At 57.4% G+C, this 17,882-nt stretch carries 19 protein-coding genes and 1 pseudogene; 13 read left to right on the top strand and 7 right to left on the bottom strand.

The window, feature by feature from the left end; all coding sequences use genetic code 11:
• Positions 1-39: 39 nt before the first annotated feature.
• Positions 40-522 carry a GNAT family N-acetyltransferase gene (locus AT6N2_RS18880; RefSeq protein WP_209090739.1) on the top strand — a complete coding sequence of 161 codons (483 nt, stop codon included), beginning with the start codon at positions 40-42 and terminating at the stop codon, positions 520-522.
• Positions 519-986: an AAA family ATPase gene (locus tag AT6N2_RS18875; RefSeq protein ID WP_209090737.1), complete on the top strand. Its 468-nt coding sequence runs from the start codon at positions 519-521 to the stop codon at positions 984-986. The genes AT6N2_RS18880 and AT6N2_RS18875 overlap by 4 nt, the downstream gene beginning before the upstream one ends.
• 190 nt (positions 987-1,176) lie before the next feature.
• On the opposite strand, the gene AT6N2_RS18870 is transcribed toward AT6N2_RS18875, so the two are convergent.
• Complete coding sequence (locus tag AT6N2_RS18870) at positions 1,177-2,703, bottom strand: hypothetical protein (protein ID WP_209090735.1); 1,527 nt, start codon at positions 2,701-2,703, stop codon at positions 1,177-1,179.
• A 293-nt stretch (positions 2,704-2,996) separates the two neighbouring features.
• Between AT6N2_RS18870 and AT6N2_RS18865 the strand changes: the two genes are divergently transcribed.
• Entirely contained in the window at positions 2,997-3,659 is a 663-nt protein-coding gene (locus tag AT6N2_RS18865; protein ID WP_209090734.1) for a hypothetical protein, read from the top strand.
• Between the two features lie 80 nt (positions 3,660-3,739).
• Here the strand turns inward: AT6N2_RS18865 and AT6N2_RS18860 are convergent, their stop codons facing one another.
• A complete protein-coding gene (locus AT6N2_RS18860; protein WP_233282547.1) occupies positions 3,740-4,516 on the bottom strand; it encodes a GIY-YIG nuclease family protein in 777 nt (258 codons plus the stop codon).
• Positions 4,517-4,657: 141 nt separating this feature from the next.
• Between AT6N2_RS18860 and AT6N2_RS18855 the strand changes: the two genes are divergently transcribed.
• From AT6N2_RS18855 to xth, 6 genes are all read left to right on the top strand, one after another.
• Positions 4,658-5,428, top strand: coding sequence for a hypothetical protein (locus AT6N2_RS18855; protein WP_209090733.1), 771 nt, complete (start codon positions 4,658-4,660; stop codon positions 5,426-5,428).
• A 10-nt stretch (positions 5,429-5,438) separates the two neighbouring features.
• On the top strand, positions 5,439-5,735 hold the full coding sequence (locus tag AT6N2_RS18850) for a hypothetical protein (protein WP_209090732.1): 297 nt from the start codon (positions 5,439-5,441) through the stop codon (positions 5,733-5,735).
• A 167-nt stretch (positions 5,736-5,902) separates the two neighbouring features.
• Positions 5,903-6,802: a hypothetical protein gene (locus AT6N2_RS18845; RefSeq protein ID WP_209090731.1), complete on the top strand. Its 900-nt coding sequence runs from the start codon at positions 5,903-5,905 to the stop codon at positions 6,800-6,802.
• A gap of 56 nt (positions 6,803-6,858) precedes the next feature.
• Entirely contained in the window at positions 6,859-7,263 is a 405-nt protein-coding gene (locus tag AT6N2_RS18840) for a GFA family protein (protein WP_209090730.1), read from the top strand.
• Positions 7,264-7,440: 177 nt separating this feature from the next.
• Positions 7,441-7,617 carry a DUF3606 domain-containing protein gene (locus AT6N2_RS18835; RefSeq protein WP_018099080.1) on the top strand — a complete coding sequence of 59 codons (177 nt, stop codon included), beginning with the start codon at positions 7,441-7,443 and terminating at the stop codon, positions 7,615-7,617.
• Positions 7,618-7,620: 3 nt separating this feature from the next.
• The gene (gene xth, locus AT6N2_RS18830) at positions 7,621-8,421 is read left to right on the top strand and encodes an exodeoxyribonuclease III (protein ID WP_209090729.1); all 801 of its coding nucleotides are present in this window, start codon (positions 7,621-7,623) and stop codon (positions 8,419-8,421) included.
• 27 nt (positions 8,422-8,448) lie between these two features.
• Here xth and AT6N2_RS18825 read toward each other — a convergent pair whose 3' ends face one another.
• Together AT6N2_RS18825 and ligD are read right to left on the bottom strand one after the other, a co-directional pair.
• The gene (locus tag AT6N2_RS18825) at positions 8,449-9,222 is read right to left on the bottom strand and encodes an SOS response-associated peptidase family protein (RefSeq protein ID WP_209090728.1); all 774 of its coding nucleotides are present in this window, start codon (positions 9,220-9,222) and stop codon (positions 8,449-8,451) included.
• A gap of 59 nt (positions 9,223-9,281) precedes the next feature.
• A complete protein-coding gene (gene ligD / locus AT6N2_RS18820; RefSeq protein ID WP_209090726.1) occupies positions 9,282-10,334 on the bottom strand; it encodes a non-homologous end-joining DNA ligase in 1,053 nt (350 codons plus the stop codon).
• On the opposite strand from ligD, the gene AT6N2_RS24245 reads away from it, so the two are divergent.
• Positions 10,334-10,846, top strand: a complete 513-nt coding sequence (locus AT6N2_RS24245; RefSeq protein WP_233282546.1) for a helix-turn-helix domain-containing protein — start codon at positions 10,334-10,336, stop codon at positions 10,844-10,846. The genes ligD and AT6N2_RS24245 overlap by 1 nt on opposite strands.
• 360 nt (positions 10,847-11,206) lie before the next feature.
• Here the strand turns inward: AT6N2_RS24245 and AT6N2_RS18810 are convergent, their stop codons facing one another.
• On the bottom strand, positions 11,207-11,650 hold the full coding sequence (locus AT6N2_RS18810; RefSeq protein ID WP_209090724.1) for a helix-turn-helix domain-containing protein: 444 nt from the start codon (positions 11,648-11,650) through the stop codon (positions 11,207-11,209).
• A gap of 69 nt (positions 11,651-11,719) precedes the next feature.
• Here AT6N2_RS18810 and AT6N2_RS18805 point away from each other — a divergent pair, with 69 nt between their 5' ends.
• The gene (locus AT6N2_RS18805) at positions 11,720-12,973 is read left to right on the top strand and encodes an MFS transporter (RefSeq protein ID WP_144579125.1); all 1,254 of its coding nucleotides are present in this window, start codon (positions 11,720-11,722) and stop codon (positions 12,971-12,973) included.
• Between the two features lie 406 nt (positions 12,974-13,379).
• On the top strand, positions 13,380-14,474 hold the full coding sequence (locus AT6N2_RS18800; protein WP_144579150.1) for a nucleotidyltransferase family protein: 1,095 nt from the start codon (positions 13,380-13,382) through the stop codon (positions 14,472-14,474).
• Positions 14,475-14,569: 95 nt separating this feature from the next.
• Here the strand turns inward: AT6N2_RS18800 and AT6N2_RS18795 are convergent.
• A pseudogene (locus AT6N2_RS18795) lies at positions 14,570-15,445 on the bottom strand (DMT family transporter).
• A gap of 160 nt (positions 15,446-15,605) precedes the next feature.
• Here AT6N2_RS18795 and AT6N2_RS18790 point away from each other — a divergent pair.
• Entirely contained in the window at positions 15,606-16,493 is an 888-nt protein-coding gene (locus AT6N2_RS18790; protein WP_209090722.1) for a LysR family transcriptional regulator, read from the top strand.
• 247 nt (positions 16,494-16,740) lie between these two features.
• Here the strand turns inward: AT6N2_RS18790 and AT6N2_RS18785 are convergent, their stop codons facing one another.
• Entirely contained in the window at positions 16,741-17,691 is a 951-nt protein-coding gene (locus tag AT6N2_RS18785) for an MBL fold metallo-hydrolase (RefSeq protein ID WP_233282545.1), read from the bottom strand.
• Between the last annotated feature and the right edge of the window lie 191 nt (positions 17,692-17,882).

Raw genomic sequence — 17,882 nt, 5'->3', positions numbered from 1 at the left:
GACCAACGGGAAGGGACGAGAGACTACCTGATAAAAGATTTGGAAATTCGACCTTTCTCGCCAACTGAATTGGACCCAATCCAGGAGATTCGCGCAAAGGCTTTTGCACCAATTTTCTCATCCTTCCGCGAGATAGTAGGTGAGGCATTAGCTGGACCGGCTTTTGGAAATGCCGACGAGGAGCAGCGCCGCTATCTCGATAAAGTGCTGCGATCCGCGGACGAAACGGTGTTCGTTGCCCATTTATGTGGCCGGGCGGTGGGGTTCATTCATTTGGAAATGGATATTGAACGCGATGTCGGAAAAGTCGGTTTGAATGCAGTCGATCCTGGCTTCGGCAGGCAAGGCGTTGGCACGCTGATGTATCGTTTCGCCATCGACTTCTTCAGGAGCGCGGGACTGAAAGTAGCGAAAGTCTCCACCGGCGGCGATTCAAGTCATGCGGCAGCACGACGTGCATACGAAAAGGCGGGGTTCAATTCCGCTATTCCTACCGTGACGCTGTACCAAAGATTACAATGACCCACATGAAAGAACGCCCTGTTTTGCATCTTATTTGTGGCCTTCCAGGATCGGGCAAGACAACCCTTGCCGAGGAACTCGCGCACACCTTCAATGCCGTGCGGTTCTCGCCCGATGAGTGGTTGCACCGCCTCGATTTTGACTTCAACGATGAAGCAGGAAGAGGGAAGGTTGAGCGGCTCCAGTGGGAGATCGCACAAGAATTTCTCCGACGCGGCGACGACGTGATCCTTGAAAATGGGTTCTGGTCGAAAGAGGAGAGAGACGGGTATCGCGACGTTGCCGACGGGATCGGTGCGACGACCAAAATACATTTTCTCGATGTTCCTATCGCCGAACTGAAATCGAGGATCGCCAGGCGCAACCAGGAGCGCGCTGCCGGCACGCCAGAGGTCGATCCTGCCAGCTTGGATGAATGGGCCACTATGTTCGAACCACCGACGGAGGACGAACTGGGCCGGTGAGGCGTTGCGCCCTTTGCTAGAGATATTCCGCCTGCAGATCGTTAACCTACAATGGTGGGGTCGGCTTGTCGCATTCTCCGCCGACTTTTTGTTCGTCCGTCGCCAGAGTATCCACGTCGGCTGCTGGAAAGGACATACAGAGCGTGGCGCCAATCGCCAAGGTTTGCGTGCCCTGACCACTTTGCTGCCCCTAAGGTACAGGCTTTGTGGCCAATATCGAATCGGCCATGGCCGAAAACTCGCCAATTTGAGAAAGAGAGGAGATGCGTGGGTTGTTCGAAATTATTGGGAAGCGGGTGATCACGAACGGCTCCACCCTGTCCAGGCCGAGGCGATTTTTGAGCAGTTCCTCTCTCGATCGTTCCTTGCTGATCGCGCGCTCATAGTAGCGTTCCAGAGTTCGGTTGGTGCGGATAAATCGTGCCGGGTCGAGATCAATCCACGAGGGATCGATAAGGTTATTTTTGCACTGAATATTGAAGACGACGCCGCCACGGGTAGCGACAACGTCGAACTCTTTTCGGTCGATACGTTTAATCGGTTGTACAACGAACCCTTGCCTCGCAAGCTCTCCCTTGATGCGCTCTTCAAAAATGAAGCCAGAACGGATCTGAAAACGACGTTTGCTGTAGAGGCAGATGTTTTTAAAGTTGTAAAGAAAGCGGCTTAGTGACGTTACAGAGCAAAGGAGTTCGCCCTCGCAGGGAACGAAAGCAGCATAGCAGTTCAGCGCGGCGACATATGTTTCGCTTGAGGTCGTCAGCAAACGTCTATGTGGAAGTGAAACTTCATGCTTGTCCGCGAGCGCATTCAGCTCTTCCGGTGATACCGTTATCCAGAAATCGTCCTCCGTTTGCCAGGAAAGGTCCCGAGCTACATTGGCCAGTCGAGTAAACGCGGTATCCTCGAGCTCGAATTCAGCGAAGGCTGCTCCCATCAGTGCGATCTGGTTGCGCAACTCGGCGGCGCTGAAAATGCGATCCGACGGTACAGGCTCGAATTCAACTGGCGCGGCGTCAGATGCAATATCAACGATAGGGACTCTTTCAGCCTCAAGAAACATTTCGTCGAGGGTGTGATAACGGTGGGAAGTGGTGAACCCCTGCGGCTCGACGTAAAGCCTAAAGTCATCATGGAGCTCGCTCATTGCCCGCTGCTGCAAGAGCCCGGTGATCGTCGTTCCGCTGATCTCGGCATGTGGCAGCATCCAAGCTAACGCATCAGGATGGGGCATGCGGACCGTTCCCCTGCATGCCTGCGGAATTATGTAGAGCAAGCTCATCAAGTGGCGGCGTCGGGACTGTAGGTATCCGATCGCGTGCGACACCGTCGACAAGCCTAGCGCGGCGAAAATGTGCCCTCCAATTTTAAAGCTGTTCTGCATTTGAGAAAGCTGCAGTAGAAGCAGCGTCTGCCGCTGCGCGAATGCGGCACCATAGTAATAGCCGAGGTAGTGGAGAACGAATCTTAGGCGCCGTCGATTGATTTCCGCAGGCTCGAGATTGAGAGCGAATAGCGCGGACGCAAGCACGTCATCATTGATTTCTCCGGGCAAATTGATGAGCTCTTCAATCGCTCTGATTGTTTCATACCAGGATCTGACGGCCGCGCCAGGTTCAAACCTCGCCAGCGCTTGCAGGATGCCGCCGGCATGCCGGGCGAGTTGGCTCTCAATTAAACTGGCGGCATCTTCGCCAGTGAGTGTCGTCGACGTCATCTTTTGGCCTGTGCGAAACGATGCAATGCAACTCGCTCATTGGTGAGAGCAGGAGACACTATGCAACTAGGGAATAAGATGAGCATATTTCTAGCGGTTAATGCAACGCGCCGGCCAGACAGACAACGTCGGGGACAATACAAAAATCGGGGGTAAAAGTGGCCGAATGGCAATGTGCATTTTGCGGACCGACAGACGCAAAGCGAACCAAGGAACACCTTTGGCCGGCGAGTCTGCATAGAAGGGTAGCCGCTCTTCTTGATGGGGGCGAACAAAAATTCTGGATAGCGCGTTTGGGCAAAGCATTGTCCAACGAGCCCACCATCCGGGACGTTTGTGCGACTTGCAACAACGGTGAACTGTCTAAGCTCGATGATTACATCTGCCAGGCTTTTGACCGCGAATTTTACTTAATCCGGGAGCGCGGCGAGGAGGTAAATCTGGCGTACGACTACCATTTGTTAAAGCGATGGCTGCTCAAAATGTCGTACAACTCAGCGCGTATGAGCAGTTCAGATGCGGCATTGTTTCGGCCCCTGCTGCCTTACATCATGGGAAATAACCACTCGATCGGGCGGAGTGTGAAACTTTTCCTGGAGATGACCTATCCAAGCGAGCTCCCCGACGACGAAGCCCAAGGTGCAATGCCAACAACCATAAGGCCTGCCATCAATCGAGTCGGGTTCGTCGGGTATAAAACACCCGCGGGAATGAAGATCGTCAGGGCGGTTCATCTCAGAAGCTTCAGCTTCCTCCTTGCGTTCCTACCGCCAACGGCGAAGGCAGCATCAATTCAGGCATTCGTGGCTGAGTTTCTCTCATCCCGTCCTGCAGCACGCGAGCTCAGAGCCTCCATGTCGCAGGTGAGTCTCTACTGTGACGGGATCGATTGCTGGACCTCGATCATTTCGGGTATGACACATAGTCTGAGGCCGAAGGACCATAACGCCCGGTAGTCGCCGGCTCGGAGGCGTCGTCGTGCTAGAGACCGCGGAAGCGGCAGATGGAACTATGATTACGTTCTGCGCAAGACCTGCTATCCCGCGCTTCGCATATTCCAAGGTAGCGCGAATGTCTTAATCAGGCCCAGTTCGAGTCCGGCACTGCCATGCACAGGCAGCCCATTCCACTCGAGGTCGGAAGGGAAGGCGACGTAAATCTCAATCGTGGCGGACTGTCGCAGTTCTTCCTTGATAGTTGCGTTGAGCCGCTGACTGGTTCGTTGTGAGATGCCTGGGCGGCCGTAAAAGTAGAGCCGCTTGGCGATGCCCATGGTCGCTACCCCGACGTAGGTGGCGAAACCATCTTTCACGAACGCGTAGACACCTACTTCTTTCGGCAATGGAAGATCAGTGATCAGGTTCTCGGCAGGAGAGAGGGACCACCGGCCAGCGTGATGGAAGCCGCCCTCCGTGAGAACTGAAACCGGTAGCGGCGGCTTCTCCGGCCTTGGAGGCTTCTGGATCGGGAGCGGAGGAGCGTCTGCGGGGCCGATGCTTGAGCGTTTTAACACCTTATAGGCGTGCTGGTAGCGGATACCAAGCTGCCGCGCGATATCGGCGGTTACCAAGCCCTCGGCGGCCAAAGCTCGGATCCGGGAAGCTTTCGTTGTGTTAGTCGTGTCCATTTGTCCTTCTTTCTTGCCGATTTCCGCTTTGACCAATGCCGCTTTAGCCGCTCGATCCATAGTGGTTTCGGCGTCCAGAGTTGAACCGATGGCGCGATCATCCCTATTCCTGGGTAAAGCATCGCTCCGGGTTTCTTTCTTGCCCGTTTCAACGTCCTCCAATTCCGGCGCCGGGTGCGCAGTCATCCAGCGACCCTCCTCCGACGCTACTCGTCCGATGGTAAATTTTCAGTACGACTTGCAACTTTCCGCTGAGATAATATGGTTAACGCGGGCGGGGGAATTCAAATGAGTAGAAGTTCATTTCGAGCAGTGGGGATGCTGGTCTTGTCGACTGCGCTGAGCGCGTGCGGGACGGCCCTGCCCGTTATGGACTACAGTCACAAAAGCGATGAAGATTTTGCACTTTTCGTTCGCTCGATCGCTCAGCATGTCCGGTGTGAGCTTCGCCACGCAGTGGCGACGGAATATGCTCCTGAAGACCCCAACAGGAAGCAGCTATACGACTGGGCTGCAAAGATCGCGCTGACGATCAGAGCCTATGACAAGGGCAACTTTAACCCTAATGTCTCATGGCTGAATGGCCCCGGAATCCTAAAGACCACAGTCGGCGTTCAGACCGAGGCCAACGGCACTCGCGAAATGACGATGACCTACTATCTGCCGTTCAAGGAGCTTCTGACCTCCCGGGATCGTATCGATGAGGCAGGCAAAAAGATCGATTGCTCGAAGTTGAACGACGATGTCGAACCGATCGCGGGCAATCTCGGGATTGCGAGCAGCCTCCAGGCTTCCCTTCAGGCATGGGATGGTTTCAGGACGCTGTCCGAGAACCTCGAGGGTGGCCCCTTCGAAACGATCACACATAAAGTCTCCTTCCAGGTGACAGGCGGCATGTCCGCAACCCCGACATGGACGTTCACCGATGTGACCGTCAATCCGAATCCGAGCATACTAAGTGCGACACGCACGCGCACTGATGAATTGCAGATCACCATGGGGCCGACCGTGCTGGGGACGAAGAAGGAGCGCATCCCGTCGCCGGCGCTCAACGAAGCGTTTGGCATCGAGCGGATCAACACACGCAACCGTCAATAGGAGGCTGGGAATGTCCGTGCGAAAAAAATGTATGCAGAGCAAGACACAGGCGTTGTCTCGAATTGTGCCTCTCGACGTTCAATCTGCCGAGGCAATGGATTGGGACCTTGTTGCAGGCATCCTCGACAATGCGCAGCCGATGATAGCCCCGGACGTTCCGGACAATCGAAACGGAACTCCTTACCAGTTCCGGTTAGCGTATTTTTATCCAAACAAAACCATCGCCCGTTACACCAACGATGTCGATGGCCAGGCTTCGATCGAATTCAATGGGCCGGCGCTCGCGTGCGGCGTGGTGGCCGAATAGTGTTCTTGCCTGGTTGGTGTTGTCCCGCTCTAGGCTGGAACAGATTGCAGAAGGGAGGGAAGCGCGCACGGAGCGGCTGGTTAGCCTCATTTGACGAATTCACTTCAAGTCCTGCCCGGCGCGCTGGCTAAGGCGCAACTTCGGTCGACCCAAGATCGTTTCTTGCCATGGACGACGAACATGATGAAGATCACGAGGATAGCCCGGCTTCGGAAACGGTCTCGTTTCCCTTCGACCGCATGACTGTGGCGCGGTTTCGCGAGACTTTCCCGAAGGCGCGGTGGAGCGACCGCCTGCAGGCCTGGACGGTTCCTGGCAGCACGGCGCGGCGCCGCATCGACCGGTGGCTGGCGTCGGAAGCCGACCGCAAAACTCCGTTCGAGGAGGCGAAAGGACGTGACGCCTTCGAGTTCGAGCCGATCCTCAGCCCTTACCTGGAGGTCCACGACCGCGGTTTGCGCGTCCGCACGCCATATTCCCGCACCGTCGTCGACGAACTCCGGCAGATTCCGTTCGCCCGCTGGAACGGAGACGACAAGGTCTGGGAGGTTCCTTATTCTTCCTATGACGAGCTGCAGCAGCGGTGGGAAGCCATCGAGGATGCTGCCAGGTGGGCCGAACCCTCGGAGCGACGCAAAAGGGCCGAAGCGAGGAGAGGCACCGAGGAAGAAGCCAAGGCGAAACGCCGAACGTCGGAGCGAAGGAGGAAGAGACTTCCAGTCCCGAGCCATGATCTACCGCGTCTTGGCTGCCCGATTGGCACAACCGCTTACGGGATCGTGGTCATCACCGAAATCACCGGTGAGCTCGTCGATCAGAATGAGGTGTCCGAGCACCATCCTGACGTCAGCGCTGAGCATGTGTGGGCAGGATGGCGTCTACCGACGCTGGAGGAATTGGTTCAAACTTGGCCGGCACGCCACGAGCCGTCCGAATACGAAAAAGACCGCGGATGGTGGCAGCCCACATTGATCGAGTTGCGGGAGGCAAGAAGGCAGGCAAAATCCCGCGACAGGCGCAGACGTAAAAATCAAGGTGTCGAGGGGTTTCAGGACCGGCAGATGTAGCGGTCCACTTGCGAGGGGCATTCTCATGGAAACAGCAATACGGATGGAGGGATGACATGCACATCGATGGCGCATGCCAATGCAAAAAGATCACCTATGAAGCCGAGATCGATCCACAAGACGTGGCCATTTGCCACTGCACCGACTGCCAGAGATTGACGGGAACCGCCTACAGGGTGACCGTCAGCACGCAACGCAGCCAGTTTCAGATTACGACCGGCGAGCCCAAGCTTTATGTCAAGACTGCCGATAACGGTCGCCGGCGCTTGCAGTTCTTCTGTGCTGATTGCGGATCGCCCATCTATACGACTGGAGAGGATGAAGACGCCGAAGAGGTCGGGATCAGATTGGGAACGATTAATCAGCGCCAGGAGCTTAGGCCCCGCTCCCAGATCTGGTGCTCCTCGGCTTTGGGATGGGCTCAGGATCTGACCGGTCTTCCAGGAAGGGTGGGGGATTGACCCGCGCTGTCAAAAATGAAGCATGCTCATCTAAGAGAGACCTGATGCGGTTGCTGCGCCAGCAGGTGCCCAGCGGCTCCCGGCCGCGCTAGTCTGAGGATCACGCGTAACGAACAGAATGGAACTTCTTGAATCAGTGTCCGTTTTCCGGTGACCGAAACCATAAGGAGAACGACGATGGCAACCACATCGCGAGGCAGAGCTCAGGATCGGGCCAAGGTCGCAGCCGGACAGGATCATGAAGTCCGCTACGAGGCGAAGAAAGAAGGCGTCTCGAAGGACACGGTCAAGAAGGCCGTGAAGAGCGCCGGTAATTCTCGCAAAAAGGTGGAAGCGGAAATCGGTCGGCACTGATCGGTGAAGCTCGCGACCTATAACGTCAACGGCGTCAACGGCCGGCTTGAAGTCCTGCTCAGGTGGTTGGATGAAGCCGATCCGGACGTCGTTTGCCTGCAGGAACTGAAGGCGCCCCAGAATAAGTTCCCGATCAAAGCGATCGAAGCCGCCGGCTACGGTGCCGTCTGGCAGGGCCAGAAATCCTGGAACGGCGTCGCGATCCTTGCCAAGGGTCAGGAGCCTCACCTCACGAGAAAAGGTCTGCCCGGTGAGCCGGAAGACGAACACAGCCGCTATATCGAGGCAATCGTCAACGGCATCATAATCGGCGGGCTCTACCTCCCTAACGGCAATCCTTACCCCGGGCCGAAATTCGATTACAAACTCCGTTGGTTCAAGAGGCTGCACGACTATGCGGCGGAACTGCTCGAACTAGAAGTTCCGGTCGTGCTCGCAGGCGACTACAACGTCATGCCGACAGAGGTGGACGTCTACAAGCCGGAGCGCTGGACCAACGACGCGTTGTTCCGGGTGGAAGTCCGGGAAGCCTATAGGGAGCTGGTCAATCAAGGTTGGACAGATGCGCTACGGCATCTTCACCCGAACGAACGCATCTACACGTTCTGGGACTATTTCCGCAATGCCTACGCACGAGATGCGGGGTTGCGGATAGACCACGTCCTCCTGAGTTCCGAAGCTGCGGCAATGCTCTCTAAGGCAGAGGTCGACCGGCATGTGCGCGGATGGGACCACACCAGCGACCATGCACCCGTCTGGATAGAGCTGCAGGACGAACGGGCGAAGAAGCGGAAGACGAGGTAATCGATCCCCATTGGGCAGGCAGGCGGGTTAAAACAGTCTACCCTGCTCAACAAGCTCGCCAGATTTCGATACGATTGACGATCCATAGGGCTCACGCGACAAAATGATCAGCGCATCGTCCGGAAGCGGGCGAGCAAGGTGCTTTGCCTCGTCCCAGGGCGCCCGCATCCAGATATCGGTTTCTTCCTTCGTCAGCAGCAGGACAGGCATGGCCTTTTCGTGGATCGGCTTAACGAGATCATTGGGATCCGTGGTCAGGAAACCATAGAGATCATCCGTGGTCATTCCATCCTTTACCTTCCGGACGCTCTTCCATTGCGGCACGTGGATACCAGCGAAGAACATCAGCGACTTTTCCTCGTCGCGAGCGAACCAGGCGTTAGGCACATTGCCACCTGCCTGTTTGCTCGCCTGGTCCGGTTCGGCAAAGCTGGTGACGGGCACGATGCACCTGTGATCGACGCCGAACCAGCGCGTCCAGTGAGGCAGGTTGAGCTTGCGCACATTCGTCACACCACGGTCGGGCTCCATGCGGATGAGTTCGTCCATGTCGACGGCCTTGCCTTTGGCCTTCAGTTTCTCCGCCCGAGCTTCGGCGGCCTTCTTCTGTACGAAGATCGGCGAGGGCAGGCCCCAGCGTGCATGCACGAGCTGCGTCTTTCCGTCTGCCGCGTTACGGACGATTGGGCCCATCTGGTCGGGGTTCATCTGATAGGCCGGCATCAGGTTGATAAGGCTCTCGGCGTCTTGGGCCCATTTCGAGACCCAGTCCTTGTCTTCCATGCGATAAAGATTGCACATGGCAGCAATTCCTCCGTTGCGACCCAATGCAGTTTGACGGATGAGTTCCGCCTGCGTCTCTAGTCGAGGTGGTAAACGTCGGCGTTATCCTGCCGTTCCCGCAGGCCCTTATAGGAAGCATGCCGCAGTTTATCGTCGCCGGTCCACGCCCTGAACTCGATCTCGGCGATCAAGGTCGGCGCGACCCAGACGATATCTGATTTTTCAGCAAAGGCGACAGGCGGCTGCTTTCGTTTCCAGCGGAGTTTGTCGAGTATCTTGCGCAGCCTGATCATCTCGGCTTCCTTGAAGCCCGTCCCGACGTTCCCGACATGGACGAGTTGGTCGCCACGATAGGCAGCAAGCGCCAGCGATGCGAAACCGCCCGGCGATGCGGTGGATGGCTCATAGCCTACGACCATGAAGGCTTCGCTTTCAACGCATTTGACCTTCACCCAGTCGCCTGTGCGGCCGGAACGATAGGGCTGATCGAGATGCTTGCCGACGATGCCTTCGAGGCCAAGGCCGCACACATGTTCGAGGATGACGTTTGCGTCGGCATCGATGGTTTCCGACAGGCGGATGGCGCCATCTTTGCCGTTTAGGGTGTCCTCAAGAAGATGGCGGCGCGAACGGTACTCGACGCTGCGTAAATCGTGACCGTCGAGGTAGATAAGATCGAAGGCGTAGAGGATGGCATCAGACGCTCGACGGCCAGCGGCCCGGCCGGAAGCACCTAACGATTTCTGCAGGAGCCCGAAGTCCGGCCGCCCTTGCTCGTCAAGCACCACTGCCTCGCCATCGATGATCATGGTGGCTGGCCCGAGGGCCCGGGCCGCCTCTGCGATATCAGGAAAGCGATGTGTCCAGTCATGGCCGCCACGGGTGAGGACACGGACGCCTGTCGGCTCGATATGCACCGCCAATCGATAGCCATCCCACTTCAGCTCCCAGCTCCACTGGTCACCTCGTGGCGGATGGGCCTTCAATTGCGCAAGCGCCGGCTCGACGCGGTCAGGCATTGGATCGAACAGAAGCTGCGGCTGCGCCGGATTGCGCTTCCGACGCGGCTTCGAGCGGATCGGAGCTTCGGTATCACGAAGGAGCGGTTTTGATCTCGGGGGCTTCGTCATTGGGAGAGTTCAGCACAAAACTCTTAAAAACATTGCCACGCCGTGCATTCATCCCCGCTATTCACCGAGCGCGCGCACCATCATCCGACGGCCTACAAAATTCTTTTTCCCGTACGAGCTTGATTCCGCTTCGAATCTTCAAGACCGCTAATGCTGGGCAGGCCCAGTTCAGTCCAGGACTGGCGATGCAGGTCAAAGCGACGCCCCGGTTGCGAAACCTGATCACCGAAATTGTCGAAAATCCCACGGGAGATTTGTCCGGTCCTGCTCTTGCCAATAAAGCAGGAATGAGCGAGCGGACTTTTTCGCGCTCCACAGGCACGACGCCAGCTCACTTTGTTGAGACCGCTCGGATCGAGCGAGCAAAGATGTTGCTTGAGACATCAGATTGGCCCCTGGCTCGCATTGCCGAGCAATCCGGATTTGGCAGCCTGCATGCTCTGCACCGAGTATTTCGAAAACAACTCGGAATTACACCTGCCTTTTACCGCGATTGCTTCCGGACAAATTAGTCACAGCATCGCTGAAGAAGAGTTGGGGGCGATTTTAACTTCGTAGACGCCGAGCTTTCGCGAGCCTGAATGAGGTGCCTCTTTTTGGGGCGGCAAGTGGTTGTGCTGGCGGCCAACAATGGCCGCTGTTGGACATTTTTCGGTTGGACCGGACAATCTCATTCCGCCAATATTGCGGTTCCCCGTACGGCAAACCGAAAGTCTCCGTTGAGCGGTTTCAGCGCACTGGTTTTCGGACAGCAGGACCGCCGGTTCATATCTGTTCAAGAGCACACGCCTTCACCTACTGCAACAACCTGATGAACCACTTTCTCGGCGCAGATTGCCACGCTCGGGGAGTAGCCGGACGGGCTCTCGTGGCTATACTTCGTCCGCTTTCAATGACCGCTTTGGGGGACCGCTCGCCTGGCCTCCGCGTTTGATGGCCCCATGGATCAGCCTTCGGAACGTGGGGCATTCCATATGCGATGGGGCCGGACAATCGGCGATATGACGCAGTGTCTCGCGCAGCGCCGTCAGCTCCGCGATCTGTTGATCGATGTGCTCCGCCTTTTGACGCAGCAGGTCGCGGGGCAGATCTGGCAAGCCATTGCGTCCAAACATGCCGGCGATCTCCTCGAGCGAGAAGCCCGCAGATTTCCCCATGGCGATTATCTTGAGCTGCAGCAGCACCTCGGGCGGAAACTGCCGGCGCAGGCCGTGACGCGATACCGAGGCGATCAGGCCAGCCTCCTCGTAATAGCGCAGGGCCGACGGCTTGATCCCTGTGCGCGCAGCGACCTCACCGATATCCAGGAATTTCATACTTGACCTCAAGTTGGCTTGAAGTGGCAGCTTGCCCCTCAGTTGATCATTTGACAAGTGGAAACGACATTGGACACCATCGATTCACTCCGACCGCTTTCTGGTCGAGCCGGCATCACGATCGCCCTCTCGCTGGCCACTGGGCTTGCCTCGCTCGGCACTAGCATTGCCAACATCGCCCTGCCGGATCTCGCCAAGGCCTTTGCCGCGCCGCTTCCGCAGGTGCAGGCCGTCACGGTGGCCTATCTCGCCAGCCTGACGGTCTGCGTCGTCGTCGCCGGCCGTCTTGCCGATCGCTTCGGTGCCAAGGCGATGCTCGTGCTGGGCCTGGTGCTGTTTGCGTTGGCCACCGGGCTGTGCGCCGCCGCGCCGACCTTGTCGGTGCTGATCGTTGCAAGGGCGTTTCAGGGCGCCGGCGCGGCATTTCTGATGACGCTGGCCATGGCGTTGATGCGCCAGACTGCAGGCGAGATGCAGACAGGGCGGGCCATGGGCCTGCTCGGCACCGTCTCGGCCATCGGCACTGCCCTTGGCCCCTCTCTCGGCGGGCTGCTGATCCCGCTGTCGGGCTGGCGGGCGATATTCTGGATGCAGCTGCCGTTGGCAGCCTTGGCGTTGATCCTGGCAGTCTCGTTTCTGCCGCGTGACGCGAACTTAGCCGATAGCAAGGCGCCGAGCCTGTGGTCGGTGATGGACCGGAGTCTGACCGGCAATCTCCTTATGAATCTGCTGGTCGCTGCCATCATGATGACGACGCTGGTGGTGGGACCCTTCTATCTCGGCCTCGGGCTGGGATTGACCGTTTCTGAGGTCGGCGCGGTGATGGCGATCGGCCCGGTGATTTCGATCGTCAGCGGCGTGCCATCCGGCCGGCTCGTGGATGCCTGGGGCAGCCACCGCATGCTGGCAATCGGCCTGGCCCTGCTGGGTGTTGGAGCGCTTATGCTGGCCATCGTGCCGGGCGTGATCGGGGTCGCCGGTTATGTGCTGTCGATTCTCGTCCTTACACCGGGTTATCAACTGTTCCAGGCGGCGAACAATACGGCAGCCCTAGCGGATGTGGCCAAGGACCGCCGCGGGACCGTCTCCGGGCTCTTGGGCTTGTCGCGTAATATCGGGCTGATTGGCGGTGCTTCGGCCATGGGCCTTTTCTTCGCCCTTGGTGTCGGCACAACGGATGTCACCCAGGCGCCGGCGTCGGCTATAGCATCCGGGATGCGCCTGACCTTTCTCATTGCCGGTGCCTTGACCATGGCTACCTTCGCCGTCGCGGTTTTCCGGCCGGACAAGCATAGGGCAGAGGTTGAGCGCGGTGAGGCCTGACGGGGACAGCTCGTGTAATTGTGGACAATTGCCCCAGACCATGGCCCTGACGCCAGGGAAGATCAACAGGCCAAAAATAGTTGGTTGAGCGGCACACCTTGCCCTTTGATAACGCCGGCGGGCGAGTCAGATGCCCTTGCTGCTAAGTTTACCGAAGAGGGAATCAAGCATCCTAACCTGTCAGCAATTCACAAGGTCATCTCAAGCCGGGCTGGTTCGCTACGGAAAGTGACGGAGCAGGTTTTGATCAGATGAATGGTCTCGAGCATCCAGTGTCCTGTCGTTCCCACTACGGGTCAGTGGTTCATATCTATGTCAAGGCGACAGAATCGAGTTCCCTATTGTGACGGTTCCACTCGAGCATTATACTGTTTTTGAAAAACAGTATAACATCGGAATCGAGCTTATGAAGTCAGTTGATCTCATGTATCAAACTATGCTTGCCGAGCTAGGTCAGCGCTCGCTCGACGCTGCATGGACGGCCGATTTCCCTCCGGAGGGTCGATTCACTCCGGCGAACATCAAGGGACGGAAGTATTGGTATTTCGACATCCCGGACGGACACGGTGGTACGAAACGTCGTTATGTTGGACCTGCTGACGATCCGGATATAGCGCAGCGCGTATCTGATCATAAGCGGGACAAGGACGATCTACGCGCTCGCAGGCGCCTGGTAAACACCCTGACCCGTGAAGGCGGGATGATATCCCCCGACGCAATGTCAGGCGATATCGTTGAAGCTTTAGCCAATGGCGGTCTCTTTCGACTTCGTGGCGTTCTCATCGGCACGGTGGCCTTTCAATGCTATTCAGGGCTGTTGGGCGTGCGCCTTCCCATGGCCGCCATACTAACCGGCGATGCGGACATCGCTCAGGATTATGCCATTAGTCGAGAGGTTGAAGATAGTCTGCCTCCGATCGTAGAATTGCTGCAGGACGTCGACGCCAGTTTCCGGCCCGTTCCACATAGATCGGGATCAGCGGCTTCGTCCGCATTTCAAAATGCCGACGGCTACAGGGTGGAATTCTTGACATCGAACCGCGGCTCGGACGACTACATCGATCAGCCGGCGAAGATGCCCGCCCTCGGCGGCGCCAGCGCGGATCCACTACGCTTTCTCGATTTTCTTATCAGGGAACCCGTAAGAACAATACTTCTCCACCGAAGCGGCATCCCAGTCGTTGTCCCCGATCCAACTAGATATGCGGTCCACAAGCTCATAGTCGCCAGCCGCCGCCACTCTGACGGGCAGGGGCCAGCGAAGCGTGAGAAGGACCTTCGCCAAGCCGCGCTGCTTTTTGAAGCGCTGGAGCAGACGAGGCGATCTGCCGACTTGGCCCTCGTCTACAACGAAGCATGGGAGCGCGGGGCGGCATGGCAACAAGCTATTCGAACCGGGGCGGGGATGCTGCCGGCGCCAGATGCGGACCGGTTCAAAACGGTCCTAATGGACGGCGCAAAGAAAAACCGCGAAAATATTGAACTTCCGTTTAGCGAATAGCCCGTCTTCCCATTGAACGCCAGGTTGCTGATTGCATTCGAAGTGGCGCGGACAAATAGGGTGCCAAGGGTTCAATTCTGTTCAAGGCGCATCCTTTACGGCCTAGACGTCATCCACACGCCGACTAGAGTTATCACCAGCCCGCTCAGCATCATCAACGTCAGAGGCTCCGAAAACAGCATCCATGCCCACAGCATTGTAACTGGCGGGCTGAGGTAGATGGCCGCGCTGACCTTTGCTGCGGGGAAGAGCCGAAGGCTGGTGTATTACACCGAGTAGGCTAGGAACGTCGCGATCAGCACCAGCCAGGCCATGGCGAGCGCGAATTTCTGCGTGAGAGGAGGCACAAGGCTGCCTTGCATGGACGCGCAAAGCCCGAACAGAACCGCGCCCGTCAGCATTTGGACACAGAGACTTTGATGGACCGGCATGCCGCTCGTTGAGTTCCTCCTGTTCACAACAGAGGCGAGAGCGAGGATCAACATTGATCCAACCGTGAGAATATAGGCCCAGGCCGGAGCGGTGCCTATACCGAGGCTGTCAAAGGATACGATCAACACACCTGAGACTGCGATTGCGGTCCCTTGCCACTGTCGTGTCGTCAAGCGCTCACCGAGGACGGGTTGCGAGAGGGCAGCAACAGCAAGCGGAAGGAGGTCGGCGATGAGTGCTACCAAACCGGTTGGCACTTTCTGCTCTATGGCGAGCGCGAAACCGCCCAGGTACAGAAAAACCGCCATGAACCCGAGCAACGCTTGATACCTGACTGCAGCTAGCGACATTCTGGGACCAAAGGCCAGCGCGAACGGAAGTAAGACCAGTCCGGCCAGCAGGGTGCGCCAGAAGAGCAGCAGCATGACGCTTGCCTCCTCATTCGCATATCGGATCCCCACGAACCCGGAGCTCCAGCCAACGATCAGAAGGGTGGCCAATAGCGGCCACGAACAAAGGCGGTGATGTTGGCCCTTAATGCCTTCGAAAAATTCATTGTGCCTCGTACATGCAGCTACGTTCCAGGATTAACGAGCCGACATCGCAATGCCGCATGACAAATGTCGATGATGCCATGACATTCGTTCTGTATCTGTCATACTGTTAGGATCGCCCTGCAACACTGACGCGGATGTCAGGATGATCGAGATCAACAGTCGCCGTTTGGAAATTGACGCACTGCGGGCAATGCGCGCGATCAAGCACCACGGCGGAATCACCAGGGCAGCGGCTGCCTTAGGACTTTCGCAATCGGCCGTCAGCCACAAGATTCGGCGACTTGAGCTGAATCTTGACTGCGAGTTGCTCTCGCGCCGAACAGGCGGCCCAGTTTTCACCACAGCTGGTCAAGAGCTCCTGGACTATGCGAACAAGATACTAGACCTGCACGACGAGGCTTTGCGGAGTCTCGCGAAGACGCCACTCGCGGGCCGACTGCTGCTGGGTTTTACAGAGGATACCGCTTGCAGCGACCTTGCACGCGTACTTGGACGCTTCAAAAAACTGCACCCGAATGTGGCTGTTAAGACGAAGGTTCGAATGAGCCTTGTCCTCCGCGGCATGCTGGAGCGTGCCGAGTTGGACGCCGCAATCGTTCAGATTTTTGATCATGAAGTGAGGCCCACGGATGTTGTTCTCTACAATGAAGCTCTTCGCTGGGTAAGCCACCCCGAGCTAGAGCTCCGACGCGAAGAGCCAGTCCCGTTCTTGTCCTTCGATGATGACTGCTTTTACCGGAAGTGGGCGCTTGATGTGGGGCGGGATGATGTCGTTCTGGAAACGGTTTTTGAGTGCTCCAGCTCGGCGGGTATTGTCTCTGCGGTCAATGCCGGGATGGGAGTCGCATTGTTGAGCGATCGTCATATCAGCCGCAACATGCGCCTCATCTCCGATCGCTTACCCGCACCCCCTTCGCTTGCCTATGTTGTACGGCGGGCACGGAAGGCGCGGAACCCGGCTCTTGATAGCCTCGTCGCTGAAATACAAGCCGAGGTTGGGCGTCAGGGAGGTCTGGCGTTGATTGGCTAAGTTCGACTGGGTTCGGCTTGATGCCACCATCGTTGCCAACGCCGCTCATATAGTCCACGTGCCGAGAGGCAGGCGCCACCCGAAGGTGGGCCGGGCCCTATGACCCAGCCCGTGCCGCGATCAGAATTGTCGTCGATGGGACCAGAGAATAAGTGGCGACGCGGGTAACAAGCGACCCATTGCTGTGCCCTCTATGTATTCCCCCATCGACGAACGATCTAGCTCCTACATCGTCGCCATCAGGTTCTCATCTCACCATGCCAGCTTCACCATCAGAGTAATTCACCGGCATCCAGTCGAAGTGTTCGCCTTCTTTGAGGACATTGCCGATCCCCGGAAAGGCAATATGCGCGCCGGCGACGAGATAACCTTCCGCGATGGCTTCGGCGAAGGCGTCAAGCCGGGATCGCACTGCCCTCGGACGATCGACGTCGAACTCGATGGTCACATCAGGCTGCTCGAACTGAACGATATCGCCATGCGTGATGTCGCCCCAGAACACCAGTTTTTTGCCGCCGCTTTGAACCACGATCGAACTGTGGCCCGGAGTGTGGCCAGGGCGCATGATCGACTGGAAACCCGAAATTACCTCCTTATCATCCTGAAACACTTCAACCCGGCCCCGCTCGAGATACGGCCGAAGGCAATCCTCTGCTTCCTTGAACAGCTGCTGGTTCAAGTCTTTAGGTCGCGCCTCTACCGGAGTTTTCAGCCAGAATTCAAGTTCACGCGCGGGAACATGCAGGGTTGCGTTTTCAAAGACGAGCTTCCCGTCCCGAACCAGGCCACCGGAATGATCCGTGTGGACATGGGTCAAAATGACATGATCAATCTCAGAGGCCTTGTAGCCGGACGCTTCCAGGTTGGCGAATAGATGCCCGGCCTCCGCGCCTAAGTAGCTACCACTACCGGCATCTATGAGGACGAGACGCTGACCGTCATTGACGAGGAAGGCGTTGACCGATGTGTCAGTCGGAATGTCACGGTAAGCTGCGTGCAGCAGTCGAGCGGCTTGCTCTGCAGTCACGTCACGATACATTTCTGGAAGAGGGAGGGGCAGTGTCCCGTCGGAGAGTGCCGTGATTTCCAGATCGCCCAGAGCCATCCTGAAAAAACCGGGCGACTGAAAGTGTTGCTTGGGGGCAGCCGCGAACGTGAGGGAGGGGGCTCCCGAAATGGCCGCGACCGTGGCTAGCATGGACGCCCCCTTGAGGACGTTTCGTCGTGTTATGCTGTTCATGATAAATCCTTCATCCATTGTCACCGAGCAGCGGCAATTCGATGCGCGCGGCGAGTACGGGATGAAAGTAAGGGGTGGTCGTTCGGGCGATTAGGCGCTGAACCTTGATCGCGCTGTCAGCGATCTGATTACAATGAGGGATCGAGCAG

This window comes from Agrobacterium tumefaciens (assembly GCF_017726655.1).
Lineage (GTDB): Bacteria > Pseudomonadota > Alphaproteobacteria > Rhizobiales > Rhizobiaceae > Agrobacterium > Agrobacterium tumefaciens_B.
Note: the sequence above shows the minus strand (reverse complement) of the source record. Positions and strands in the feature narration are given on the sequence as shown.

Coding starts and splice junctions, on each gene's coding strand:
- AT6N2_RS18845 (WP_209090731.1), top strand. CDS start 5,903: ATGGACGACGAACATGATGAAGATCACGAGGATAGCCCGGCTTCGGAA.
- AT6N2_RS18790 (WP_209090722.1), top strand. CDS start 15,606: ATGATCGAGATCAACAGTCGCCGTTTGGAAATTGACGCACTGCGGGCA.
- AT6N2_RS18800 (WP_144579150.1), top strand. CDS start 13,380: ATGAAGTCAGTTGATCTCATGTATCAAACTATGCTTGCCGAGCTAGGT.
- AT6N2_RS18785 (WP_233282545.1), bottom strand. CDS start 17,691: ATGCTAGCCACGGTCGCGGCCATTTCGGGAGCCCCCTCCCTCACGTTC.
- ligD (WP_209090726.1), bottom strand. CDS start 10,334: ATGACGAAGCCCCCGAGATCAAAACCGCTCCTTCGTGATACCGAAGCT.
- AT6N2_RS18875 (WP_209090737.1), top strand. CDS start 519: ATGACCCACATGAAAGAACGCCCTGTTTTGCATCTTATTTGTGGCCTT.
- AT6N2_RS18870 (WP_209090735.1), bottom strand. CDS start 2,703: ATGACGTCGACGACACTCACTGGCGAAGATGCCGCCAGTTTAATTGAG.
- AT6N2_RS18860 (WP_233282547.1), bottom strand. CDS start 4,516: ATGACTGCGCACCCGGCGCCGGAATTGGAGGACGTTGAAACGGGCAAG.
- AT6N2_RS18810 (WP_209090724.1), bottom strand. CDS start 11,650: ATGAAATTCCTGGATATCGGTGAGGTCGCTGCGCGCACAGGGATCAAG.
- AT6N2_RS18850 (WP_209090732.1), top strand. CDS start 5,439: ATGTCCGTGCGAAAAAAATGTATGCAGAGCAAGACACAGGCGTTGTCT.
- AT6N2_RS18840 (WP_209090730.1), top strand. CDS start 6,859: ATGCACATCGATGGCGCATGCCAATGCAAAAAGATCACCTATGAAGCC.
- AT6N2_RS18825 (WP_209090728.1), bottom strand. CDS start 9,222: ATGTGCAATCTTTATCGCATGGAAGACAAGGACTGGGTCTCGAAATGG.
- AT6N2_RS18835 (WP_018099080.1), top strand. CDS start 7,441: ATGGCAACCACATCGCGAGGCAGAGCTCAGGATCGGGCCAAGGTCGCA.